Source organism: Streptomyces sp. NPDC059373, from assembly GCF_042751495.1.
GTDB lineage: Bacteria > Actinomycetota > Actinomycetes > Streptomycetales > Streptomycetaceae > Actinacidiphila.
On sequence record NZ_JBHYXC010000025.1, the window covers coordinates 67,470 to 88,683 of the forward strand.

Sequence of the window (21,214 nt, forward strand, 5' to 3'; positions counted from 1 at the left end):
GCCCTAGGGGATCTCCGGGGCGGGCCGGACCGGCGCGAGGTAGGCGTGCATCAGCGCCGTCCGGCCGTCCACGGTCGTCCAGTCGCCGGGGGCGGTGCCGACGTGTCGCCAGCCGCTGCGCTCGTAGAGGGAGATGGCGGCCCTGCCACCGTCCTCGACCTCCAGTACGAGCCGGAGGCCGCGCGCGGAGGCAGCCGCCTCCGCTGCGGCGAGCAGTGCCTGCGCGACGCCGTAGCGGCGGGCCGGCGGGGTGACGAACAGCCGTGCCACGGACGCCAGTTGCCCGGCCGGAAGGCCCGTCCCGCCGGCGAGTTCGGGTGACGTACGGGTGATGGCCACGTGACCCAGCGCGGCGTGGCCGTCCAGGGCTGCCCAGGCTTCGAGGAGGCCGTCGGGGGTCAGCCACCGGGCCGGGTCGGACGGCCAGTTCACCGGGTAGCCGTCCGCCTTGTGCACGGCGGCCAGGGCGTCGACGCAGGCGCTCATGTCCTCGTCGCGGCGGGGCTGGATCCTCAGGTCGGCCATCACCCGATCCTCGCACGACGCGGCGAGGCGGCCGAGGGGGGAGTCCCCTCGGCCGCCTCGTTCACTGCTGGGCTCTACTCGTCGTCCTCGTCGGCGAGGATCAGGTAGAGCTTCTTGCGGGCCTCGTTCACCACGGCCAGCGCCTTGTCGCGCTGCTGCGGGCTGCCGGTCGCCCACACCTGGCGGAAGGCATCGACGAGTCCGCCGCCCGCCTTCCGGATCTCGTGCAGGCTGTCCCAGTCAACGCCGCGCCCGGCTTCCTCCCACGGGGCCTCGGGCCCCGCGTCGGCCTCGGTGCGGCCGGCCTCGGTGAGCGTGAACAGCTTCTTGCCGCCCTCGCTCGCACTGCTGATCAGGCCTTCGTCCTCGAGCAGCTGCAGCGTCGGGTAGACCGAGCCGGGGCTCGGCTTCCACGCGCCGCCGCTGCGCTCGGCGATCTCCTGGATGATCTCGTAGCCGTGCCTGGGCTGTTCCTTGAGCAGCGCCAGGATCGACGCGCGTACGTCGCCGCGCCGTGCCCTGCCGCGGCCACCACCCCGGCCGCCGCGTCCTGGTCCCCAGCCGGGACCCGGTCCGGGCCCCCAGGGACCGCCGCCGCCGAAGGGCGGTCCGAACGGGCCGAAGGCCGCCCGGCGCTCTTCATGTCCACCGCGGCCGTGGTGTCCGGGGCCGCCGTGTCGGTGTCCTTCTCCTTGGAATCGCATGATGTGGTCCTTTCCTAGGTGATCGATTGATCGATCGCGATGCCTCAACGATATATCGCTGACTATCGGATGGCAAGGCCCAACCGGACCACTTCCCGAAGATTGGCTCTGGCCTGCGGTTTCTCCCGAACTAGGCTCGTGCCATGCGTATTCGTATCGTCGACGCCTTCACCGATCGCCCCTTCGCGGGCAACCCCGCCGGGGTCCTCGTCCTCGACTCCGCCGACTTCCCCGACGACCGCTGGCTCCAGCACGTGGCCACCGAGGTCAACCACGCCGAGACCGCGTTCGTCGTGCCGCTGCCCGACGACTCGGACGCCGACTGGGCGCTGCGCTGGTTCACCCCGAAGGCCGAGGTCCGGCTCTGCGGCCACGCCACCCTCGCCACCGCACACGTCCTGGGCGGCTCCGTACGTTTCCGTACGCGACACAGCGGCATCCTCACCGCCGAGGTCACCGACGACGGCCGCATCACCCTGGACTTCCCCGTGGCGCCGCTCACCGCGATCGCCGTCCCGGCCGACATCGCGCCGGCGATCGGCGCCGAGCCGCTCTCCGTGCACGAGACCGGCGAGAATGTCGGCGATCTGCTGGTCGAGCTGGCCGACGAGAAGACCGTACGGGGGCTGGAGCCGGACCTGGCGGCCGTCGCCGGGCTCGGCTCACGCCGGGGTCTGATCGTCACCGCCGCCGCGGACGACCCCACCGCCGGCTACGACTTCGTGTCCCGCGGCTTCTTCCCCAACCTCGGCATCCCCGAGGACCCCGTCACGGGCAGCGCCCACACCGCCCTCGCCCCCTTCTGGTCGGCCCGCCTCGGCCGCCCCCGGCTGACCGGCCTCCAGGCCTCGGCCCGCACCGGCCTGGTGGGCACCATGCTGCAGGGCGAGCGCGTGCTGCTCACCGGCACGGCGGTCACCGTCATCGACGGCGAGCTGTACGGCTGAGGGGCCAGGACCAGGACCACGACCAGGGCTAGTGCCGTGACGGGCAATGTTTGCCCGTCACGGAGCGTCGTCCGGTGCGTGCGATCGCAAGGCGGCCGGATGTCCTTGATGGGGGTCCCCCCTGCTCGAGCGAAGCCGAGAGCTTGGGGGTGGGGGTACCTCCCGGCCGAAGGCTGGGGGAGAGCTACCAGGGCTTTTGGCCAACGCCGCGAGCCTGCGTGCTGGGCGGTGCGACAGGGCAAAGCTTGCCGGGAGGGGCACTAGATCACGGCGGCGATGAAGTTCGCGCCGTTGTAGGAGCCCCAGCCGGTCACCTTGTCGTAGCCGGTGGCGGCGCTGTAGCCGCCGTTGCTGCCGCTGGTGACGTCGTGGAAGGCCGAGCTGTAGCTGGAGGAGGTCGCCAGCGCGTAGATGGTCGAGTTGGCGTAGCCGAGGTCGTAGCCGCCGGTGGCGTCGGCCTCGTCGTCCAGGACCGCGGTGAAGGCCGCCCAGTTGGGCGCGGCGGCGCTGGTGCCGCCGAACTCGTACCAGGCGCCCTCGGTGTAGATCGACCAGCCCGAGCTGGGGTTGGCGTCAGCGGCCACGTCCGGGACACCGCGGTAGCTGCTGCTGTTCTCCGACGAGGTCTGGTAGCTCGGACGGGTGAAGTACGAGGATACGCCGCCGCCGGAGCCGGACCAGGCGGTCTCCTTGCTCCAGGTGCCGGAGGAGGTGGTCAGCGTGGTGCCGCCGGTGCCGGTGACGTAGGTGTCGGAGGCGGGGAAGTCCACCGACTTGCCGCCGTTGCCCGCGTCGTCGGAGCCGCTGTCGCCGGAGGCGGCGAAGACGGACTGGCCCTGGGCCGCGGCCTCCTGGAAGTCGGTGTTCAGCGCGGTCCGGTTGGAGCTGGTCTCACCGGACTCGTAGATGCCCCAGCTGATGGAGACGACCGGGACGTCGTCGCTGACGAGTGCCGAGTAGACGGCGGTCTCGCCGGCGTCGCTGTTGGGGGCCTCGTACACCTTGATGGTGGCGCCGGGCGCGAGGGCCTGGACGACCTCGATGTCGAGCTCGACCTCGTCCTCGCCGGAGGTGTCGGTCGTGCCGCCGCCCGCGCTGCGCACGGAGGGGGTGGAGGCGCTGATGCCGTAGTAGTTGTCGTAGTAGGTGATGTTGGACTGCTTGAAGGCCGAGAACTCCAGCAGGCCGACCGTCTCACCGGAGCCGTTGTAGCCGGCGGAGACGGTGGAGGTGAGGTTGTACGCCTTCTTCGCCGTGGTGGGCGTGAGGCCGGCGGCGGCCTTGGGGGAAGCCGCCTTCGGGGTGAGGTGGCCCTCGCTGTTGTGGTGGTACTTCGCGTAGTTGTTCAGGCCCGAGATGTCCGAGACGGCGGAGGCGATGCCGGCCGGGAGCTTGGGCGCCGAGGAGTTGGCGAAGTACGTGTGCTTGGTGCCCTTCTCCTTGTACTGCGCGAGGGTGGTGCCGAAGGCCTTCTCGACCTGGGCCGCGGTGCCGCTGGCGCCGATGGTGAGGTGGTTCTTCGAGACCGCGCCGGTCGTCAGGCCCTGCGACTGCAGGTACTTGGAGACCTTGCTGATGGTCGCGGAGGTCGCGCCGTAACGGGCCGCGTACTGCTTGACCGTCAGGTAGTGCTTGTACTGCGGGGACTTCTTGTCGCCGACCTTCGCGATGAAGGCGTCAAGTCCCTTCTGGTCGCGCGGGGTCAGGCTGATCGTGACCGGGACCTTCTTGTCCGACGAGACGGTGCCGGTCTCGGTGGAGTGGTCCACGGCGGATATGACCTCGCCGCGCAGTGCGACCTTGGCGTCCGCCTGCGCCGCGAAGGCGGGACTGGCAGCCAGGGCCGCGACGACGGGGAGGGAAACGGCCAGCAGTCCTGCGAGTGGTCTCATACGAGACGTCAAGGCGTCCTCCAGAAAGTGGTGGGGGGAACGTCCTCAACGCTAGGTAGCGGGCCCCTTGCTCATAAGCGGGGTAACCCTTGCGGCAGTTGTTAATTACTGATGTCCCCCTATGAAGGTTGGGAGGGGACACCCCCGGGAAGGTCACGGTCAGACGTCAATCGTGAAGGCGTCGTGAACGGCTCATAGGGTCGAAGGAGAGGGCTGGACATGGTTTATTCAGTGATTCTCGGCTTCGTGATCGTCGCGCTCGGCGTCGGCAGCGTCATCTACTCCTTCTGGCACGAGGGCAGCCCCCTTCCCTTCCGGCGGCGCCACGACCACAACGGCGCCGGGTGACCGCCTGATTCGGCGGCCACCCGGGCGGTGACGCGGCTTCGTCAGTACACCTTGCGGTGGCCGCCGCCGCCCCCGCGCTTGCGCTCGTACATCTCGCGCCCCGCTGCCGAGCGCTCCTTCCACTGGCGGCGCATCTCCGCCCGCATCCGGTGGTCCGTGCGTGAGGCGATCCACGCGTTCTCGCGCAGCAGCTTGCGGTAACTGTCCATCCGACGGTGCGTCAGGCTGCCCTCCTCCAGGGCGGCCAGGACCGCGCAACCGGGCTCGGCGTTGTGCGAGCAGTCGTGGAAGCGGCACTCGGTGGCGAGTTCCTCGATGTCCGCGAAGGCCTGCGTGAGACCGGAGTCGGCATTCCACAGGCCGACCCCGCGCAGCCCCGGGGTGTCGATGAGCACCCCTCCGCCCGGCAGCAGATGCAGGTCCCGGGTGGTCGTGGTGTGCCGGCCCTTCCCGTCGCTGTCGCGGATGGCCTGCACCTCCTGGGCCTCCCGGCCCAGCACGGCGTTGGTCAGCGTGGACTTGCCGGCACCGGACGAGCCGAGCAGCACGGACGTCGTTCCGGCCAGCACCGCCCCGAGCACATCGAGCCCCTCGCCGGTCACGGCGCTCACGACGATCACCTGGACGCCGGGAGCGGCACCCTCGGCGTCGGCCAGGAGGTACGCCGTGTCCTCCACGAGGTCGGCCTTGGTGAGTACCACGAGCGGCTGCGCCCCGCTGGTCCAGGCGAGGGACAGGAAGCGCTCCAGCCGGCCCAGGTCGAGTTCGGCGGCGAGGGACACGGCGATCACCGCGTGGTCGACGTTCGCGGCCAGCACCTGGCCCTCGGACCTCTTGGAGGACGTCGAGCGGACAAAGGTCGTACGGCGTGGCAGCAACGCCCGTACGGCCGGGCCCGCCGCCGGGGACAGGTCGATCGCCGCCCAGTCGCCGGTGCACACGATCCGCAGCGGGTCGCGCGGCGTCACCAGTGCGGTGTCCGCCCGCAGCGTGCCCGCCGCCGTGACGACGTCGCACAGGCCGCGGTCGACCCGCACGACCCGACCGGGAACCAGCCCCTCGTCGGCGTGAGAAGTGAATTCGGCATCGCGTTCCTCGTCCCAGCCGTAACCGGCGAGAGGGAGCTGAGGAGCGGATCCGGAGGAATGGTCGAACAAGGGGAAACCCTTCGGAGGGTGGCCCCGGCACGCGCGTCCTGCGCGAAGAAGTCGAGTGGTGTCAGCCGGAGGCCACAGGGGTAGGAATGACAAACTCCTGAATGCGGGCAACGCCCATCACCGTGACAGTCATCAGATCCTCACCTCCGGCTCCTCAACGAACCAACGACACTCCCCCGAGAGCAGCACACCGCCGCATCCCGGTACAGGGGACCATAGCCCCGCACCGGAACGCAGCGCCAGCGAATTAATGACAGACGGTCTCAGCCGCATCCTGGGCTGTGACCGGCTCGTCAGACGGACGGTGTTCACGAGTGGGTTCAGCCCGATGTGATGCGGCAACCCGGAGAGCGCTTCCCGGACCGTAAGGAGCAAGGCGTGCCGCCAGCCGCCACGGGAAGGCGGCGGCCGGTAGCCGCTTCTCACCGGTGTCAATGGCCCGGAGCGTGATCGAGCACATGACACACGGATCTACGACGAGCTCCGCGATCTCGCCCACCAGCACTTGCCTTCTGACGCCGCAGAGAGGGGGGTCGGCCTGCTGCGCCCGAGTGTTCGCCTTGAGGCCGCCTCCGCCTCGGACGTGGCGGTTGGCCAGCTCGGCGGACTTCCGAAGCTGCCGGCAGATGTGGGCTGGCCGACGTGGGACGACCATGGGCCCCAGCACACATCCACAAGATCGTGTTACGAGCTCGTAGGAGAGGAATGTCACCAACGGACATCCCACTCCAGTCACACAGAGTTACGCTCGCACGAAGAGGCAACTGCCCACTACCAGCGCACTCGTGTCCCGTGTGAGAGAGCGGACAACAGTGTCACCTCGCTGTTGAACATGTCCGCACCCGCATAAGCCAAGACCAGCAGGAACCGGGCGGGCAGCCGCACCACCCCGGCGGAGCGCGCGATCACCACATGGCCCGACTCCAGCGGTTCTCCAGACACTCAGATGTGTCTCACCTACTGGTGCCGTCGTTTCAGGAGCCTGTGCGCGAGGGTGGCCACGGGAGTTTGGGCGCGTTCTTCGTCGTACACATGACGATGTGCGACCCGTTCCAGGTGAAGGCGATCGGTACGTTGCGCGGGGTTCCATCCTTGGCGACGTAGGCCAGGCGGGTCACGTCACGGGCCAGCAGCTCCTGACTGATCGGGCGGTTCAGAACCTCGATGATCTCGTTCGGCTGCATGGTTCGGTTCCTCCTTCTCAGCGCAGTTGCTCGGCCAGTCCGACGATGATGCCCTCCGGGCCGCGGATGTAGCAGAGCAGATAGCTGTCCTCGAACCGGGCGATCTCGCCGACGAGTTCGGCGCCGTGAGGGCGCAGGCGGGCAACGGTGTCCTCGATGTCGTCGACGGCGAACATGACGCGGTGCGTGCCCAGAATGTTGTGCGGCCGGTTGCGCGGCCCGGCGCTGATCACCGCGGGGCTGCGGTACTTCGCCAGCTCGAGCCGGCTGTGTCCGTCCGGGGTCCGGACCATCGCGATGTCACAGCGGACGCCGTCGAGTCCGGTGCACTGGTCGGCGAAGAGGCCCTCGACCTCCGCCCTGCCCTCCAGCTCCATACCGAGTTCCACGAAGAACGCGATGGCGGCATCCAGGTCCTCGACGACGATGCCGACGTTGTCCATCCCCTGAATCGCCATGCTGGTTTCTCCTTCTTCCTCGTGCGGCCGGTGGTGGCCGCTGATGTCCCTGGGACGGAGCCGGTGGCACGTTCTCGACATCCTCAGACCGCCGAACTCCGAGAAATCGGGATCGCGCCTCAGCACCGCTACAGCAGACCCGCGAGCCAGACGCCACCACCGAGGGTGAGTGCGGCGCAGGTGGCCGCTCCCATGAAGGCGATCAGCCGCAGCGTGCCGTCCCCGCTTTTCAATGCTTCCTCGACGATTCGCAGCGTGCGCGCTTGAGCATTGCGCCTCCCCAATTAATTCACGGTGCCGGGTCACCCTTGGCGGGTGGAGTTCCCCGTGCCGCTCGCCCTCGCCGCACCGGTCCGGGCCCCGCCGCGCGGCGCCGGCGCGAGCTGGGGGCAGCCGCGCTGACCCCCGGCGGGCCCGAGCATCCGTGGACGGGAATGCAGATCAGCGCTGGATGGGGCTCTGGGAACAAGCTCCGGTACGTCACGGTCCAGCCGAACCTCGTTGCTTAGGTACGCGCTGACACAGCGGTAGACCGCGGCCGGCACCGGCACCCAGTGCGCTACCTGCGTATTCGGGATGACCTCACCCCTGGCGACATCGCGGCGGCGGGGTGACCGATGCGTCGGCGCCTGATGTCTCATGAGACATCGGGAAGTCTGGAGAACGACGGCTGGGCGCAGGGCCTCCAGCGCCTGCCCGTTGAACTCGGGGGCCTCGTCCAGTTTTCCGAACGCCAAGCTGTGCGTAATGACTCTGAACTGCGCAAACACGTCGCGGTCACGTCCGTCACGTGGAGTTGTGTCACCCCGTCCGCTCGTGAAGGCCGCTCATGTCGTTGGAGGGCCGTAGCTTGCTCGGCATGCCAACCGAGCTGACCGATCCCGCTCCGTTCCTGTCGACGATCACCACCGCCAGCGCCGCCCTCGTCGCGATCGTGGGCGGCCTCTTGGTCGCCCGGTTCGTGACCCTGAGCTCCGAACAGGAGGGCGCCCAACGGGTGCTGAACGACGCCATGGCGCGACGCGACGTCGCGAAAGTACGCGCGGAAGAAGCGCGTCGGAACCTGCTGGGTTCGAGCTCAACCTCTTCTTCGACCTCGGCACCCTCCAGGCCGTGAACGCAGGGATCGTTGATGCCAATGGCCTGCGCGAGGTCGGCGGCTACTCGTCTTTGAGTGACGAGGAGATCGAACGCCACGCCGCCGTTGTGGCCGAGGAACTGGCTCAGGCCGGTGAGACGATCAAGGCCCTGTTGCCTGAGGGCTCGGCATCCGACCTGGACTGGCGGGACTTCCGCCGTGCCAACCCCCGGCTCCCAATGAAGATCGAAAATGCTTGGGAGATCAAGTTCAGGGTGTGGATGCTGCCCCCGTCCCCCTCCTCGCGGACAACCCGGAGTTGGTCCAGCCCCTTGCCCTCATTCCGACTGCCAGCGATTCCTATGATCAAGACGCCCGACTCGGTGATCTTGAGGCGTGGGGCCCGGCGTGATGCCCTGAATGCGCTGGACGAGCGCGCATCGCAGCGGTTGGAGGATCTGGAGGGGGAAGTGGAGCGGCTGTGGTTGACCCGGAATGCCATCGTGAAGCCGAAGGGGCTCGGCATCGGCTTGTTGATCTTGTCTTCCTTCACCGTTGTCGGCGTGGCCGTGCCTGTGTTCATCATGAGCGAGAACCCGAAGGACCTGACCAGCGGGATGGCGGCCGCCGTCTGGGGCGGTCAGGCGCAAGCCGTGGGAGATCGAGGACGGGTTGTGGGAACGGATCGAGCCGCTGCTGCCGGTGGTGGAGCGGCGCTTCCGCTATCCCGGACGCAAGCGGCTTGACCAGCGCAAAGTCATGTGCGGGATCCTGTTCGTGCTGTACACGGGGATCCGGTGGGAGTTCTTGCCGCAGGAGTTGGGCTTCGGATCGGGGATGACCTGCTGGCGGCGGCCGCGGGACTGGAACGAGGCGGGCGTGTGGCAGCAGCTGCACGAACTCCTGCTCGCCGAACTTCGCGCCGACGACGTGCTCGACCTGTCCCGTGCTTCCGTCGATGGCTCCCACCTGCGGGCTTTGAAGGGTGGGCAGGCCACGGGGCGCTCGCCGGTGGACCGTGCCAAGACGGGCAGCAAGCACCATGTCATCGTCGACGCGAACGGGATCCCGTTGGCCGCCACGGTGACCGGCGGCAACCGCAACGACGTCACGCAGCTCCTGCCCCTGATCCACGCCGTGCCGCCGATCCGGGGCAAGCGCGGACGACCGCGCCGGCGCCCCGATGTGCTCTACGCGGACCGCGGCTGCGACCACGACATGTACCATCGGCGGGTCCGCGACCTGGGAATCCGCCCCCTGATCGCCCGCCGCGGCACTGGGCACGGCAGCGGCCTGGGCAAGAACCGCTGGGTCGTGGAAGCAGCCTTCGCCCTCCTGCACTGCTTCCGCCGACTACGCATCCGCTGGGAGATCCGCGCCGACATCCCCCAGGCCTTCCTCACCCTCGGCTGCGCAGATCATCTGCTGGCGACGCCTCAAAGCCCCAGTTCTCAAGAGGAGTCGGCACCGGTCGCTTGCGGCCAGCTAGCGTCGGCGCCATGACGTCGCCGAAATATCACCTGGATCGGACAAGTGCTCAGTCGTTCGGCTCCGCCAGTGAGCAGTACGACCATTACCGGCCCTCCCCGCCGCACCTCCTCATCGACGATCTGGTCGCGTTGCGACCCGTCGACGTGCTCGATGTCGGCTGCGGCACCGGCAAAGTTGCCGTTGACCTGGTCGGCCGTGGGATGCGGGTGCTCGGAGTGGAGATCGACGAGCGGATGGCCGACCTCGCGCGTGGGCACGGGGTGCCGGTTGAGGTCGCGGAGTTCGAGTCCTGGGATGCCACGGGCCGCCGGTTCGACCTGATCACGTGTGCTGACGCGTGGCACTGGATCGATCCGGTGCGCGGAAGCAAGAAGGCCGCAACGGTGCTGCGTCCAGGAGGCACGCTCGCACTGTTCTGGAGCTACTACCTCCTCGACGACAACGTCGCGGCGCTCTTCCAGCGCGTCTATGACGAGCACGCGCCGCAAGCAAGGACGCACAGCTACGAACCGCACCAGGCACAGGGCGAGCCGTTCGAGCCCATTTCGGCGTTTGGGCCGATCGAGACCCGCAACTACCAGTGGGAAGCGACGGTGAGTGCCACCAACTGGGTCGGTCTCGTCGCCACGTTCAGCGACCACAGGGCCCTCACACCGCAGCAGCTGACGACCGTTCAAGCGGCACTGTGGGGGGCGATCGAAGAACTCGGGGGGGACGTAACGGTGTCACGCGGGGTGCATGCAGCGTTCGCGCAGCGTCAATAACGGTCATCCCTAGTCTCATTCCGTTATGAGTCCTTAGTCAGCTGGTCATCCCGCGCTGGGCGTAGAAGAGCCAACTGTCAGCTAGCCTCGCCGTTTCGGTTGAGATGAGGCCGGAAGTGGGGAGGAGATACGAAAGTGCCTTCTGAGCTGGGACGATGAACCTTGTCGAGGGGTTCTGTCAGTCCAGGCGGAAGGCACTTTCTGCGTGCAGGGTATCGAGAGCACGAGCTGCGCGATCGACTCGTCCTCCGGCGGGCGTAGGGTGCGGCGGCGCGGGCACCCTCGCATAGGCTGGCCGTCTCATCCGACGCACCGCGACGAGGATCAGCCATGCGCAGCGGCACCAGGATCCGCCTGATCGAGCCCACCGACGCCGCCGCGATCGCCGCGCATCGAGTGCGGGACTTCGAGGCTTTCCGGCCGTGGGAACCGGCCCAGCCGGCCGACTTCTTCACCCCGGAGGGCCAGGCGGAGCGGATCGACAGCCTGCTGGCCGGATACCGGGCCGGCGCGCTCTGGCCGGGCGTGGTGCTCGCCGACGACCAGGTGATCGGGCAGGTCACCGTCGGAGGCATCCTGCCGCAGCCGCACCTGCGCCGCGGCTCCGTCGGATACTGGATCGCCAGCGTCGCCCAGAATCAAGGGCACGCCGGGCACGCCGTCGGGCTTGTACTCCGGGTGATGACGGACGAACTCGGGTTGCACCGCGCCGAGGCGTCCACCAATCTGGAGAATCTGCCGTCGCAGCGGGTGCTGCGCCGCAACGGGTTCAGCCCGTACGGCGTCGCGCACTCCTCCATCTTTCTCGACGGGAACTGGCGGGACGGGCTGCTGTGGGAGCGGGTCCTCGGCGACTAGCCTCGCCGTTTCGGTTGAGATGAGGCCGGAAGCGGGGAGGAAATACGAAAGTGCCTTCTGAGCTGGGACGATGAACCTTGTCGAGGGGTTCTGTCAGTCCAAGCGGAAGGCGCTTTCTGCGTGCAGGGTGTCGGTTCTCGTCCCACGCTCTACGTCTCCCCTGACGGTTCGGGGGTGGTCGGGCACGCGGGCGCACGTTTGCTGGCGGATCTTGCCGATGCCACCGGTCTGACCACCGCCTACTCCACTGCGCTCAGGCCGCTGCGACCGCGTGGCACAGGGCACGATCCAGGTCGGACCGCCACCGATCTCGCGGTGATGCTCGCCGACGGCGGTGAGGCAATAGCGGACCTGGCCGTGCTGCGGGACCAGGGCGAGGTATTCGGACCGGTCGCCTCCACGCCCACCGCCTGGCGGTTGCTCGCCGACACCGACGGGGCAGTACTCGCTTCGCTGCGAGCGGCCCGCGCCTCAGCCCGGGAAGTCGCCTGGATGCAGGCCGCCGAGACCGGCCAGGGCATACCCGCCCCTGCGGATCTCGGTCGGATACGCGGTCACCGAGCCAGTCCGTTGTGCAATCCGCTCACTGCCCGAAGCTCTCTGGCATCCCGCCTTGGACCAGAACGGGACACTGCGAGACGGCGCCGAGGTCGCCGAACTGACCGGCATGGTCGACCTCGCCGGTTACCCGGTCGGCACCCGCATCACCGTGCGGCGCGAACGACCGCACCCCGGCGCCCAACTGTCCCTGTTCGACCACGACGAGGGCCTGCGGCACCAGGTATTCCTTACCGATACCCCATACTCCGGCGGCGGCTCCGCACAGTTCCGTGAGGTCCGCCACCGCGGACACGCCACCGTCGAGGACCACATCCGGTGCGGCAAGAACACTGGCTTCGGCCGCTTCCCCTCCCGCCATTTCGACGTCAACGCCACCTGGCTTGAACTCAGCCTCACCGCGATCGATCTCCTCGCCTGGGCCCGCGTCCTCCTGCTGGGTGGCGAACTCGCCGCCGCCGAACCCAAGAAACTTCGCTATCGGCTGCTACACGTTGCCGCCCGCCTCACCCGCGGTGGACGCCGCCTCCGCCTGCGGATCTCGGCGACCTGGCCCTGGAGACACGAACTGGCCACGACGGCAAACGGTCTCAGCCTGCGCTCTGTCAGTCGCTCTGTCAGTCCCAGAGCCGCGCGGTGTCCAGCCCGAGCGCGTAGGCGCCTTCGGGGCCGCCGACCGTGAGGCGGGAGTCGGGAGAGAGGGCGAGCGCCTGGCACGGTAGGAGAAGGGGGATGGGGCGAACGCGGCCGGTCAGGACATGCCACAGGTGGAGCGTCGCGTCGTTCCAGGCGACGGCGAGGACGGGGCCGTCGGCGGTCGGCGCGGCGGTCATGGCGGTGACGAGGGCGCGTCGCTGTTCGACGGGGACCGGCAGGGGGTCGGCGGAGGTCTCCCAGAGCCGGACCGTGCCGTCCATGGCCGCGCTCATCACGAGGGTGCCCTCGTCGCCGGGGAGGGCCAGACAGGCCACGGCCGTGACGGGGGCCGGGTGCAGGGCACGGGAGAGCGGGGCCGCCTGGGGGGCTCCGAGGTTCCAGACGTGGACGTTTCCCTGTTCGTCGCCGACGACCGTGATCCCGCTGCGCGGGCACTGGCCGAGTGCGGTCGGCGTGCGGTCCGGGTTCCTGAGGGCGGCCTGCCCGTGGTGGGCCGCGATATGGCCGAGGACGCCGGTGAAATCCGCCCCGGCGGGGAGAAGGGCGCCGGTGTCGGTGAGCAGGAGCAGCGACAGGGAGTGGTCAGGGCGTACGGCGATGCCTTGCGGGCGGGCCGTCCTCGGCGAGGGGACCGGGGCGGTGGTCCGGCCGGTCACCGCGTCGAGAAGGGTGATGTCGCCCAGCGGGTCGGCGGCGAGCAACTCCCCCTGCTCAAGCGGTGCCAGGGCGGTCACAGCCGCGTCCGGCCGGGCCCAGACGGCCGTGAACACATGCCCTTCGGCGAGGGGCAGCAGATAGCGGGCGAGGGCGGGACTGGCGCCCAGCGCGGCGGCGTGGAGGAGCGCGGCGCGCTCGGCGGCGCTGTGCTCGGTGTTCGACAGCTGCGGAGCCGCCGTCCGCCAGGTCTCCCGCAGCCCCGGCGGGGCCGGTATCCGCTCGTCGGCCAGACAGGCCGCGATGGACACCGCCGAGCCGTGCAGCAGGAACCCGGGGTCGGTGAGCAGCGCCCGTACGGCGTGCTCGGAGTCGGGGGCGGACAGCGCCCGGTCGAGGGCGTGTTCGCGGAGGGCCTGCGGGGCCTGGTCCCAGAGCGGGCGGCCGTCGGCAGTGCGGGGAAGCTGTGCCACCGGCTCAGGCTTCGCGAAGGCTTCGTACGGTTTGTCGCCGGCATCGATGGTCCCGACGGATCCGGCGTCTCCCCACCCGTCGAGGAGACCGCTGTCCCCGACCTCGATGACGGCCCGGGTCTGCGGAAGCTCCAGCAAGGGGACGACGAGGTCCTGCACCAGGGTCGCCGGATCGCCCGCCGGACGGTCGGCCGGGCCGCGCCCGGAGCGGTGGAGGTCCGGTACGAGCAGCAACAGGGGCCGCTGATCGGCCACGAGCCGGTCCAGCAGCCGAGCCGGCGACAGCGGGCCGTAGCCGAGCTGCCGCCCCAGCTCCCAGGCGAACGCGTCCGCGAACAGCCCCGCCGAAAGCACCGCCGCGTGCACGGTCGTACGCGGATCGCTGGCCGAACCCATCAGGAACCAGGCCAGCAACTGGCTCTTGCCGCTGCCTCCGGCCCCCCGTACCAGGCAGACCCTGGGCCGCCCCGGGGTGGCGTCGGCCGCCCAGTCGAGCAGCGCCGGTCCGTGGGCTGCCGTGACTCCTTCCAACGGCGGCCAGGCCGTGACGTCGGGAGTCACTGCCCCGCCGCCGGTCCGCCGGCCTCTTCGTCGGCGCTCTCGCGAAGTCTCCGGACGCCCTCGGCGCGTGAGCCGGCTGACTCCCCGTACGGGAAGCTGTGCGTCATCGCGGCCTGCGGGAAGACCTGCGCCAGCCACATCGAGCAGTAATGGCCCGGCATGAAACAGGGCGCCAGGTCGGTATGAATGCGCAGGACCTGCTCCGGCTCGACCCCGGCCCCGTTCAGGGTGTCCCACAGCCGTTCCTCGGGGTGCAGCGCGATCGCGCCGGACCGCGTGACGATCCGTTTGTCGCCGGCGGCGTCGACATATTCAAAGGCCGCGTAATTCTCGACACTCGCCGTGTCCCGGATGTCGTCCAGCACCAACGGCCACCAGCTCTCCCGCCCCGCGAACGCCTGCGGATCCCCCGCCCGCAGCCGCTCCCCCAGCCTCTCGAAGGCCGAAGAGGCAACCTCCGGCTGGTCGGTGCCCACCATCACGCGCAGCGCCTCGCGCAGTTCCGCGAGGCCGGCGGCGAACGCTTCCGGGGATGAATTGACGAAGCGGTCCGCCTCGTCGTAGTCCAGCAGCACCGCCCACACCACGCCCTCGGTGTCAGCGGCGATCTCGAAGCCGTTGTCGCCGCCCAGCCGCGCCCACACCGCGCACTCCTCCCGGCCCACACTGCGGCCGGTCGCGGCGGCGTACTCGCCGAGCGCCACCGGATCCTGCTCACCGGTGGCGAAATAGGGGCCCAACCGCCACGGTACGGATATCCCGGCCAGCCGGTGCGCGGCCGTACCGGCAGGATCCTCCGGGCCGGTCGGTCCGAAGGTCCGCAGGGCTCCGTCTTCAGTCACCGGGGTGGCTCTCCTTGGCGGGAATCAGCAGTCAGCAGTCATGGGTCAGCGTCAGTGGTCAGTAGTCGGACTCGGGGTCCACGACGGACGTGAGGACATCGAACCAGCGCGATTCCGGGACTTCCAGCGCGACGGGGTCGATGGACCTCATCGCCGCCTCGATACGGGTACGGGCGCCTTCGGGGTCGAAGAGGTCGTCATCGTCGTCCCCTTCCCACTCGACGTCGAAATACGGGCGCTCGGCCTGTAGGACGTACAGGAAGTGGACGAAATACCGGAGTCTGCTGTTGAACAGGTAGATCTCCCCGTCCTGCGGCAGGCAGTGAACCTTGCCGGTGTCCGGGTCGAGCACGATGCTGTCGTAAGGGATCATTCCCAGAGGGATCCACGTCTCAGCCCCCAGCGGGACCTCCGAATAGCGCTCCGCGAGTTCCCAGTCGTAATCCTCCCCGATCCGCCTGAACCGTTCCCCTATCTTGTTGTCCAGGCCGAACCACGGGTTCTTCCCCACCGGGAGCCCCAGCGTGCGCAGTACGTCTCTGGCGTCGGGGTCCGCCACGGCGTCCAGACGGCTCTCCGGGACGGTGATGAGTTCGGCCGGGGCGAACACGGTCTCCAGTGTTCGGCGACTGAGCTCAGGGGGGCTGGTCATGCGCGGTTCCTGTCGCTGGGCGGGGTGGTCGGGAGTCTATCCACTGGCCCTCAGCCTGTATCAGTAGTGGTGTTCGGGGTCCACGATGTACGTGAGGACATCGAACCAGCGGGATTTCGGATTCTCCAGCGCAGCCGGGTCCACGGACGTCATCGCCTCGCGAATGCGCAAGCGCGTGGCTTCAAGGCCGGCCATTGTATTGGATTCGTTCCACTCGTAGTTCGGGCTCTCGGCCTTGAGCAGGTACAGGAAATGGACGAAGGAGCGCAGGCTGCTGTTGAACAGGTAGATCTCGGCGTCCTCGGGCAAGCAGTGGACTGCGCCGGTGTCCGGGTCGAACGCGAGGTCGTCGTAGGGAATCATCCCCAGGCTGATCCAGTCGTCAGCCCCCGCCGGGACCTGGTCGTATCTCTCGGAGAGCTCTCCGTCCCATTCCCGCACGCGTTCGAGGCGTTCGCCGGTCCCATGGTCCAGGTCGAACCAAGGGTTTTCCCAGACCGGGATGCCCAGCGCCCGAAGAACTTCTCTGGCGTCCGGGTCCCGTACCGGGCCGAGAACGCTCTCCGGGGATGTGATGAGCTGTGCCGGCTCGAACACGGTCTCCAGCGTGTCGCGGCTGAGGTGGCTGGTCATGTGCTTCGGTCCCTGTCGTGGTGAATGATCGGTGCTGACCGGGTCTTTTCGGCGGTTTTATCTCTGCTTCTTCAACTGATTGAGATAATTCTCCATGGTGGAGTTCCCTCGTGCTCTCGATTCCTTGTCGCCGTATTCAACACTATGACTGACCTGCACGCTGGACGGAAATCTCTCCGCTATCCAGGATCTACAGCTGGGTGGATCGGTGCACGGCTCCCGCTCTGTGTAGACCTCTCTTATTCTGGATGGCTCCCCCTCTCTGAGGAACGGCGTCCCGATCATCCGTTCCGAATGGCGGTATCCGTTGCTGCGGCCCACGATGACGAAATCGCCGCTGCCGTCCTTGCTGCGGACTCTTGCGGCAGCGTAATTGTTGCTCTGGAATTCGCCATCCCCGAGCCGGCTGCCGTAGCTCTTGTCCGCGTGGCGGGCGAGCTGAGTGGCCTGGGCGAGGTCGGTGCTGCCCAGCGCAACCTCCTGGGACGGCGCCTGCGGCCGTGGCCTGGTGTACCCCTCCTCTCCCTTCCGCTTGAGCCTGGCGTTCCTTTCGCCCGCGACCGGACGGCCGATCGATGAGCTGTCGAGGCCCAGCCGTTTCTTGTCGTCGTCCGTCAGGTCGGACTTCGTGTAGCGCTTTTCGGGGTCCTTCGCGGACGGGTCGTGGTGCAGCCGCCGGATGGTTCCGTCGTCGCCAACATGGTAGATGGGTGTTTCTTCGGTCCTGGGACGCTTGGCGATTCTCTCCAGTTCCGCCGCGTGCTTGGCGTCGTTCTCCAGATGGTTGCTGGAGACCCGTTTCAACCGGTTGCCGGTGTCGTGATAGAGATTCTTGACGGCCTTCCCGGCGTCGTCGCCCAGGGTTTTGATCAGCTTGCCCGCGCCGTCCTCCAGGGCACTGACGATCTTGTTGGTCATTCGAAGCTCACCGCCGCCGCCTTGGTCCGGAACTCCTCGGCGTGGGTGGCGATCTTCTCGGCGTGGCCGTGCATCAGCTCCGCGCGGGCGTCGAGTTCCTCCGGGTGGATGGAGAAGCCGGTCCCGACCCCGCCCGCGCCGCCGTCGGCGGAGACGCCCAGGGCGGACTCGGCGGCCTGGAACATCAGGCCGCTCACCGACCGGCCGACGACCTCGATCAGCGGATTGACGGCGGCCTCGATGACCTCGCCGATGATGTACTGCTCCAGCTGCTGTTCGAGGTAGTTGACGGCCTTCTCGGCCGCTTCCACAATCAGTGCCTCGGCAGCCTCCGCCAGTCCGAAGGTGGCGACGGCGGCGGCCTGGTCGGCGACGAACGAGGCTGCCAGTGCGATGAGTTCGGCGATGGCGGCGCCCTTCATGGCGACGATGACGTCGGCTGCGGCGTCCAGCGCGGTGGCCACCGTATGGCAGGCCGTGATCAGTTCGGACATGTGAGTGGAGGACATCTGCCCCCACTTGGCCAACAGCGCGTCGTAGGAGGCGCCCTGGTAGACGTCGGCCATCTTCTTGATGCTGGCCGTGGAGTCCTGGTGCGTCTGGTCCACGTTCGTGGCGAAGTCGCGTACGTGCGTGGCGAATTCGCGGACCTTGTCCTCGTTCACGTTCGGCCAGTTGATGCCGATGAACTGGAGTAACGAGACGACTTCTTCTGGAAGTTCGATCGCCAAAGTGCATGCCCCCGTCAAGTCTTGGCTCTCGCCAGCCTTGCGCGCGATCGGCCCGCGGGCGACAAGGGGAGGGCAAAGTTTCCGTAAGAAACGTCGTCCCAAGGCCCTGACCTGAGGCTGCTCAGCCCGTCGGCGGGGCGGCTGGAACCAGGCCTGGAGTTCGGACAGGAGTGGTCCTCGGCGGGGCCGACTCGCGGCCGGCCGGTGCCTCCGTCGACAGTCCTGGCACTGCACTCCGGGTCGAGCGGGTCAACGCGTCAGGACGGCCCGGACGACCTTGCCGCCGTAGGGCTGCGGGTGGACGTACACGCAGCGGGCGAGTCGCTGGACCATGGGCCAGCCGAAGCCGCCGGTGCGGCCGGTGAGGTCGGGGGTGCGCGTCTGCGGCCGGACGGGGCTGGGGTCCTCGACGGCGACGCTCAGGCTGTGGCGGTCGGCGGTGAGCCGAAGGACCGCGGTGCCGCCGGCGTAGCGGATGGCGTTGGTCACGAGCTCCGACACCACCAGCAGGAAGCTGTGGGCGACCTCCGGGGAGGGGGCGGGACGGAGCCGGGCGAGGAAGGCCGAGGCGGCTTCCCGCGCTTCGAACGCCCGGTGCGGGCGGCAGACGCAGTCGGGAGGCGGGTCCTCGTGTTCGTCAGCAGATCCTTCGATCACATCCAGGTGGCGCATGTGTTTCTCCCCGTGAAGCTCTACCGGTCGGTCAGTGCCGATCAACGCCTACCCACCCGCAGCACCACCAAAAGACCGGCATGAAATCCGGAAGCCGGGACAGACGAGCAGCTACCGACAGGCACGGCACGCCAACCAGGGAGGGGGCATCATGGCAGCGATGTTCACGCAGACCACCGACGCCACGGAGGCGCCGGCGATGGTGGGTGAACTCCCGTGGATCGAGGAACCGGGAAAGCTGGCACCCCAGAACGCGCGCAGCCTGTCACGGATCTTCTTCGACCGGCTCCAGGTGCTGGAAGAGGGCACCCACGAACACCATTACGCGCGCAACGTCCTGATCGAGATGAACCTGTCCCTCGTACGCTTCGCCGCGAGCCGCTTCCGCAACCGGGCCAGCGGTGAGATGGAGGACATCGTCCAGGTCGGCACCATCGGCCTGATCAAGGCCATCGACCGCTTCGACCTGTCACGCGAGGTGGAGTTCACCTCCTTCGCGGTCCCCTACATCGTGGGCGAGATCAAGCGTTTCTTCCGCGACACCAGCTGGGCCGTCCACGTCCCCCGGCGGCTCCAGGAACTGCGGGTGGAGCTCGCGAAGGCGAAGGAGGGCCTCTCCCTCAGGCTCGACCGCGACCCGACGGTCAAGGAGCTCGCGACGCATCTGAAGCTGACCGAGGAAGAGGTCACCGAGGGCATCGTCGCCACCAACGGCTATACCGCCGGCTCCCTGGATCTGCCCGCGGACGCGACGGACGACGGCCAGGCCAACCCCAAGGGCCGCACCTTCTCCGACGTCCTGGGCGAGCCCGACCCGGGCATGGAGGCCGTCGAGAACTTCCTCACGCTGGCCCTGCTGCTGGGCACGCTGGACGACCGGGAACGCCGCATCGTCGAGTTGCGCTTCGGCTGCGAGATGACGCAGTCCCAGATCGGCGCCGAGCTGGGCGTCTCCCAGATGCACGTGTCCCGCATCCTTTCCCGCACCCTGGCCAAGCTGCGCGCCGGGATGCTCACCACGCAATAGCCCCTACCACGCAACAGCCCCTCGCCCGCAGGCGCGGGCGCGCGAGAACGGACGGTCTTCGAACGATGGAAGTACGAACGGTGTTGATGGCGCACCCGGTGGTGTTGCGAAAGCTCGTGGACGAGTACCGGGCCCTTCAGATCCTGCACACGCAGGACGGGTCACCCGGCTGCCGTCGCAGGCTGGAGGACGTCACGTACACGCTGTGCGTCTCCACCGGGACCCGTACCGTCGAGGACGCGCTGCTCGCCGCGGAACGACGGCTGGAGGCCGCCCTCGTGGACCTGCCGGTGCCGGAAGAATCCTCCGGCACAGGTGCGCGGCTGAGCGCCTGACCCTGCCGAGCCGTCGTGACCGTCACGTCCGGTCCAGTCCAGGCACACGACCAGGGCGTCGTCCTCGGCGTCGACGTCGATGTCCCGGCTGGAGTTCAGCTCGCCCAGGACGGCCCATGACTGGGTGTCTCCTCTCGCCACCGGGCTCCCTGGCCCGTGGGCCGCCGGATACGTCCGGGACGAGACTGAAGCGATCAGTTGCCTTCTGACAACATTTGCCATTGCCCAATGATATGGGTGCGTAGACGGACCGCGGTTCGGCCGCGTTCGCGAGAGGACCGCGACGGGACCCTGATCCGACCGGCCGGGCGTCAGGCGGGGCGCGCCACGGGCATGTCCGGAGCGCCGTCGTCACCGTCCACCACGACGGCGGCAGCATCCCGGAAAGCGGTCAGACCCTTGACGAGGTGCCCGTAGTCCTCCGGGGACATCGCCTCCAGCACCGGAGCCACCTCGTCGACCTGGCGATCACGCACCTCGTCGAGCAGAGCCCGGCCCCTTCTGCTCAGATACAGCTCGACCTCACGGCGGCTGGCTGTGCTCAGCCGGCGCTCCACAAGACCCGCGGCCTCCAGGCGGTCGCAGAGCCGGCTGGTGGCGGGAGGACCCGATCCCAGCGCCTCACCCAGGGCCCTCAGATTGCTGCCCTCCAGCCGCTCGATCACCAGCAGGGCGCGCAGCTGCGACGGGGAAATAGGTCCGGTCGGGACCTTGACCTGCACTCTTCCCCACAGAACCGCAAGCAGACCCGCCACTTCGGAGGCGGTGATCGCCAGATCTTGCGGTGGTGACGGAGTGCTGGGGCGCATCACCCCACTGTGCCACCCGTGACGCCGAATTGTCAGTACGGGCCCGCCCGGGCCCGGCGCGCCCACCGGCGGCGCAACAGGCGAGACCGCCTGTGGCGGCGATGGCCTGGCCGGTGACCCGGCGGGCGTCGTGACTGGCGAGGAAGGCCACGATGTCGGCGAGGTCCACCCGCTCACCGCCAAGGAGTTGCTCGACGCGGCCCCGGCGGCCATGGACGCCTGACCGGGGGCGAGGAAGTGACGTCTCACCCGTGCTTCAGCATCGTCGGTATTCGCCCGGGAGTTG

The 21,214-nt window shown here is 68.6% G+C and carries 23 protein-coding genes and 2 pseudogenes; 10 read left to right on the forward strand and 15 right to left on the reverse strand.

All coding sequences use genetic code 11. From position 1 onward, the window contains the following. Positions 1–3: 3 nt before the first annotated feature. Both ACFXJ5_RS28055 and ACFXJ5_RS28060 read right to left on the reverse strand, forming a co-directional pair. The gene (locus ACFXJ5_RS28055) at positions 4–525 is read right to left on the reverse strand and encodes a GNAT family N-acetyltransferase (RefSeq protein WP_384636760.1); all 522 of its coding nucleotides are present in this window, start codon (positions 523–525) and stop codon (positions 4–6) included. Positions 526–599: 74 nt separating this feature from the next. Next, entirely contained in the window at positions 600–1,229 is a 630-nt protein-coding gene (locus ACFXJ5_RS28060) for a PadR family transcriptional regulator (protein ID WP_384636763.1), read from the reverse strand. Between the two features lie 143 nt (positions 1,230–1,372). Here ACFXJ5_RS28060 and ACFXJ5_RS28065 point away from each other — a divergent pair, with 143 nt between their 5' ends. After that, entirely contained in the window at positions 1,373–2,176 is an 804-nt protein-coding gene (locus tag ACFXJ5_RS28065) for a PhzF family phenazine biosynthesis protein (RefSeq protein ID WP_384636766.1), read from the forward strand. A 260-nt stretch (positions 2,177–2,436) separates the two neighbouring features. Here ACFXJ5_RS28065 and ACFXJ5_RS28070 read toward each other — a convergent pair whose 3' ends face one another. Then, positions 2,437–4,068 carry a protease pro-enzyme activation domain-containing protein gene (locus ACFXJ5_RS28070; protein WP_384636769.1) on the reverse strand — a complete coding sequence of 544 codons (1,632 nt, stop codon included), beginning with the start codon at positions 4,066–4,068 and terminating at the stop codon, positions 2,437–2,439. A 219-nt stretch (positions 4,069–4,287) separates the two neighbouring features. Between ACFXJ5_RS28070 and ACFXJ5_RS28075 the strand changes: the two genes are divergently transcribed. Next, the gene (locus tag ACFXJ5_RS28075; protein WP_384636772.1) at positions 4,288–4,416 is read left to right on the forward strand and encodes a hypothetical protein; all 129 of its coding nucleotides are present in this window, start codon (positions 4,288–4,290) and stop codon (positions 4,414–4,416) included. Positions 4,417–4,457: 41 nt separating this feature from the next. Here ACFXJ5_RS28075 and rsgA read toward each other — a convergent pair whose 3' ends face one another. The 4 genes and pseudogenes from rsgA to ACFXJ5_RS28095 all read right to left on the reverse strand — a co-directional run bounded on the left by rsgA (position 4,458) and on the right by ACFXJ5_RS28095 (position 7,215). Then, positions 4,458–5,573, reverse strand: a complete 1,116-nt coding sequence (gene rsgA / locus ACFXJ5_RS28080; RefSeq protein ID WP_384636775.1) for a ribosome small subunit-dependent GTPase A — start codon at positions 5,571–5,573, stop codon at positions 4,458–4,460. A gap of 849 nt (positions 5,574–6,422) precedes the next feature. Further along, positions 6,423–6,506 (reverse strand): annotated as a pseudogene (locus ACFXJ5_RS28085) (ATP-binding protein); the annotation flags it as partial. A 41-nt stretch (positions 6,507–6,547) separates the two neighbouring features. Continuing rightward, positions 6,548–6,757, reverse strand: a complete 210-nt coding sequence (locus ACFXJ5_RS28090) for a hypothetical protein (RefSeq protein ID WP_246459804.1) — start codon at positions 6,755–6,757, stop codon at positions 6,548–6,550. Positions 6,758–6,774: 17 nt separating this feature from the next. Beyond that, the gene (locus ACFXJ5_RS28095) at positions 6,775–7,215 is read right to left on the reverse strand and encodes a VOC family protein (protein WP_384636777.1); all 441 of its coding nucleotides are present in this window, start codon (positions 7,213–7,215) and stop codon (positions 6,775–6,777) included. 859 nt (positions 7,216–8,074) lie between these two features. Here ACFXJ5_RS28095 and ACFXJ5_RS28100 point away from each other — a divergent pair. From ACFXJ5_RS28100 to ACFXJ5_RS28125, 6 genes and pseudogenes are all read left to right on the forward strand, one after another. Next, positions 8,075–8,332, forward strand: coding sequence for a hypothetical protein (locus tag ACFXJ5_RS28100; protein WP_384636780.1), 258 nt, complete (start codon positions 8,075–8,077; stop codon positions 8,330–8,332). Then, positions 8,329–9,039, forward strand: coding sequence for a hypothetical protein (locus ACFXJ5_RS28105; RefSeq protein WP_384636783.1), 711 nt, complete (start codon positions 8,329–8,331; stop codon positions 9,037–9,039). The genes ACFXJ5_RS28100 and ACFXJ5_RS28105 overlap by 4 nt, the downstream gene beginning before the upstream one ends. Continuing rightward, a protein-coding gene (locus tag ACFXJ5_RS28110) for an IS5 family transposase (protein ID WP_384636899.1) occupies positions 8,954–9,782 on the forward strand; the annotation gives its coding sequence in 2 pieces (ribosomal slippage) (positions 8,954–9,709 and positions 9,711–9,782; 828 coding nt in all). Before ACFXJ5_RS28105 ends, ACFXJ5_RS28110 begins: the two co-directional genes overlap by 86 nt. A 10-nt stretch (positions 9,783–9,792) precedes the next feature. Then, positions 9,793–10,548: a class I SAM-dependent methyltransferase gene (locus ACFXJ5_RS28115; RefSeq protein ID WP_384636785.1), complete on the forward strand. Its 756-nt coding sequence runs from the start codon at positions 9,793–9,795 to the stop codon at positions 10,546–10,548. Positions 10,549–10,878: 330 nt separating this feature from the next. Beyond that, positions 10,879–11,406 (forward strand): GNAT family N-acetyltransferase, encoded by a 528-nt coding sequence (locus tag ACFXJ5_RS28120; protein WP_384636788.1) that lies wholly within the window; start codon positions 10,879–10,881, stop codon positions 11,404–11,406. 90 nt (positions 11,407–11,496) lie between these two features. After that, a pseudogene (locus ACFXJ5_RS28125) lies at positions 11,497–12,541 on the forward strand (transposase); the annotation flags it as partial. A gap of 40 nt (positions 12,542–12,581) precedes the next feature. Here ACFXJ5_RS28125 and ACFXJ5_RS28130 read toward each other — a convergent pair. The 7 genes from ACFXJ5_RS28130 to ACFXJ5_RS28160 all read right to left on the reverse strand — a co-directional run bounded on the left by ACFXJ5_RS28130 (position 12,582) and on the right by ACFXJ5_RS28160 (position 18,757). After that, on the reverse strand, positions 12,582–14,309 hold the full coding sequence (locus tag ACFXJ5_RS28130) for a WD40 repeat domain-containing protein (protein WP_384636790.1): 1,728 nt from the start codon (positions 14,307–14,309) through the stop codon (positions 12,582–12,584). Then, on the reverse strand, positions 14,306–15,151 hold the full coding sequence (locus ACFXJ5_RS28135) for a nucleic acid/nucleotide deaminase domain-containing protein (RefSeq protein ID WP_384636793.1): 846 nt from the start codon (positions 15,149–15,151) through the stop codon (positions 14,306–14,308). The genes ACFXJ5_RS28130 and ACFXJ5_RS28135 overlap by 4 nt, the downstream gene beginning before the upstream one ends. A 58-nt stretch (positions 15,152–15,209) precedes the next feature. Beyond that, positions 15,210–15,803, reverse strand: a complete 594-nt coding sequence (locus tag ACFXJ5_RS28140; RefSeq protein ID WP_384636796.1) for an SUKH-4 family immunity protein — start codon at positions 15,801–15,803, stop codon at positions 15,210–15,212. Between the two features lie 60 nt (positions 15,804–15,863). Next, positions 15,864–16,436, reverse strand: a complete 573-nt coding sequence (locus ACFXJ5_RS28145) for an SUKH-4 family immunity protein (protein ID WP_384636798.1) — start codon at positions 16,434–16,436, stop codon at positions 15,864–15,866. Positions 16,437–16,493: 57 nt separating this feature from the next. After that, positions 16,494–17,354, reverse strand: coding sequence for a nucleic acid/nucleotide deaminase domain-containing protein (locus ACFXJ5_RS28150; protein ID WP_384636800.1), 861 nt, complete (start codon positions 17,352–17,354; stop codon positions 16,494–16,496). After that, positions 17,351–18,085 carry a WXG100-like domain-containing protein gene (locus tag ACFXJ5_RS28155; RefSeq protein ID WP_384636803.1) on the reverse strand — a complete coding sequence of 245 codons (735 nt, stop codon included), beginning with the start codon at positions 18,083–18,085 and terminating at the stop codon, positions 17,351–17,353. The genes ACFXJ5_RS28150 and ACFXJ5_RS28155 overlap by 4 nt, the downstream gene beginning before the upstream one ends. A gap of 249 nt (positions 18,086–18,334) precedes the next feature. Further along, positions 18,335–18,757, reverse strand: a complete 423-nt coding sequence (locus ACFXJ5_RS28160) for an ATP-binding protein (RefSeq protein ID WP_384636806.1) — start codon at positions 18,755–18,757, stop codon at positions 18,335–18,337. Between the two features lie 151 nt (positions 18,758–18,908). Between ACFXJ5_RS28160 and ACFXJ5_RS28165 the strand changes: the two genes are divergently transcribed. Next, a complete protein-coding gene (locus ACFXJ5_RS28165) occupies positions 18,909–19,784 on the forward strand; it encodes a SigB/SigF/SigG family RNA polymerase sigma factor (protein ID WP_384636810.1) in 876 nt (291 codons plus the stop codon). An 80-nt stretch (positions 19,785–19,864) separates the two neighbouring features. Further along, a complete protein-coding gene (locus tag ACFXJ5_RS28170) occupies positions 19,865–20,119 on the forward strand; it encodes a DUF5133 domain-containing protein (protein WP_384636902.1) in 255 nt (84 codons plus the stop codon). 311 nt (positions 20,120–20,430) lie between these two features. On the opposite strand, the gene ACFXJ5_RS28175 is transcribed toward ACFXJ5_RS28170, so the two are convergent. Then, positions 20,431–20,928: a MarR family winged helix-turn-helix transcriptional regulator gene (locus ACFXJ5_RS28175; RefSeq protein WP_384636813.1), complete on the reverse strand. Its 498-nt coding sequence runs from the start codon at positions 20,926–20,928 to the stop codon at positions 20,431–20,433. Positions 20,929–21,214: the final 286 nt, after the last annotated feature.

What these genes read in the sequence shown, in the direction of transcription:
- ACFXJ5_RS28140 (WP_384636796.1), bottom strand. Translation starts at nt 15,803, where the DNA reads ATGACCAGCCCCCCTGAGCTCAGTCGCCGAACACTGGAGACCGTGTTC.
- ACFXJ5_RS28165 (WP_384636810.1), top strand. Translation starts at nt 18,909, where the DNA reads ATGGCAGCGATGTTCACGCAGACCACCGACGCCACGGAGGCGCCGGCG.
- ACFXJ5_RS28145 (WP_384636798.1), bottom strand. Translation starts at nt 16,436, where the DNA reads ATGACCAGCCACCTCAGCCGCGACACGCTGGAGACCGTGTTCGAGCCG.
- ACFXJ5_RS28055 (WP_384636760.1), bottom strand. Translation starts at nt 525, where the DNA reads ATGGCCGACCTGAGGATCCAGCCCCGCCGCGACGAGGACATGAGCGCC.
- ACFXJ5_RS28175 (WP_384636813.1), bottom strand. Translation starts at nt 20,928, where the DNA reads ATGCGCCCCAGCACTCCGTCACCACCGCAAGATCTGGCGATCACCGCC.
- ACFXJ5_RS28115 (WP_384636785.1), top strand. Translation starts at nt 9,793, where the DNA reads ATGACGTCGCCGAAATATCACCTGGATCGGACAAGTGCTCAGTCGTTC.
- ACFXJ5_RS28090 (WP_246459804.1), bottom strand. Translation starts at nt 6,757, where the DNA reads ATGCAGCCGAACGAGATCATCGAGGTTCTGAACCGCCCGATCAGTCAG.
- ACFXJ5_RS28150 (WP_384636800.1), bottom strand. Translation starts at nt 17,354, where the DNA reads ATGACCAACAAGATCGTCAGTGCCCTGGAGGACGGCGCGGGCAAGCTG.
- ACFXJ5_RS28095 (WP_384636777.1), bottom strand. Translation starts at nt 7,215, where the DNA reads ATGGCGATTCAGGGGATGGACAACGTCGGCATCGTCGTCGAGGACCTG.
- ACFXJ5_RS28070 (WP_384636769.1), bottom strand. Translation starts at nt 4,068, where the DNA reads ATGAGACCACTCGCAGGACTGCTGGCCGTTTCCCTCCCCGTCGTCGCG.
- ACFXJ5_RS28160 (WP_384636806.1), bottom strand. Translation starts at nt 18,757, where the DNA reads ATGCGCCACCTGGATGTGATCGAAGGATCTGCTGACGAACACGAGGAC.
- ACFXJ5_RS28075 (WP_384636772.1), top strand. Translation starts at nt 4,288, where the DNA reads ATGGTTTATTCAGTGATTCTCGGCTTCGTGATCGTCGCGCTCGGCGTC.
- ACFXJ5_RS28060 (WP_384636763.1), bottom strand. Translation starts at nt 1,229, where the DNA reads ATGCGATTCCAAGGAGAAGGACACCGACACGGCGGCCCCGGACACCAC.
- ACFXJ5_RS28120 (WP_384636788.1), top strand. Translation starts at nt 10,879, where the DNA reads ATGCGCAGCGGCACCAGGATCCGCCTGATCGAGCCCACCGACGCCGCC.
- ACFXJ5_RS28100 (WP_384636780.1), top strand. Translation starts at nt 8,075, where the DNA reads ATGCCAACCGAGCTGACCGATCCCGCTCCGTTCCTGTCGACGATCACC.
- ACFXJ5_RS28065 (WP_384636766.1), top strand. Translation starts at nt 1,373, where the DNA reads ATGCGTATTCGTATCGTCGACGCCTTCACCGATCGCCCCTTCGCGGGC.